Genomic DNA, 641 nt, shown 5'->3' with positions numbered 1-641 from the left:
GGTGCGTCAGTTATCACTTTGCAGTTCCAGCTAACATTACCGCTCGATGTCGCCGAGCAGGAAGTGCAGGCCGCGATTAACGCTGCGACCAACTTGTTGCCGAGCGATCTGCCTAACCCGCCGGTTTACAGCAAAGTGAACCCGGCAGATCCGCCGATCATGACGCTCGCCGTCACCTCAACCGCCATGCCGATGACGCAAGTGGAAGATATGGTGGAAACCCGCGTCGCGCAGAAAATCTCGCAGATTTCCGGCGTCGGCCTGGTGACGCTTTCCGGCGGTCAGCGTCCGGCTGTTCGCGTCAAACTTAACGCTCAGGCGATTGCCGCCCTCGGCCTGACCAGCGAAACCGTGCGCACCGCCATTACCGGCGCTAACGTTAACTCGGCAAAAGGTAGCCTCGACGGCCCTTCCCGTGCGGTCACGCTTTCCGCGAACGACCAGATGCAATCCGCCGAAGAGTATCGCCAGCTAATCATCGCCTACCAGAACGGCGCGCCAATTCGTCTGGGCGATGTCGCAACTGTAGAGCAAGGTGCAGAAAACAGCTGGCTCGGCGCGTGGGCGAACAAAGAACAGGCCATTGTGATGAATGTTCAGCGCCAGCCCGGTGCTAACATTATCTCCACCGCCGACAGCAT

The 641-nt window shown here is 59.3% G+C and carries 1 protein-coding gene; it reads left to right on the top strand.

The annotated features are described in order from the left end of the window. The coding region (locus tag K0039_RS24740) for an efflux RND transporter permease subunit (RefSeq protein ID WP_228106773.1) at positions 1-641 on the top strand (641 nt) is incomplete at both ends.

Source organism: Terrisporobacter mayombei, assembly GCF_020748465.1.
GTDB classification, from domain to species: Bacteria; Bacillota; Clostridia; order Peptostreptococcales; family Peptostreptococcaceae; genus Terrisporobacter; species Terrisporobacter mayombei.
Note: the sequence above shows the minus strand (reverse complement) of the source record. Positions and strands in the feature narration are given on the sequence as shown.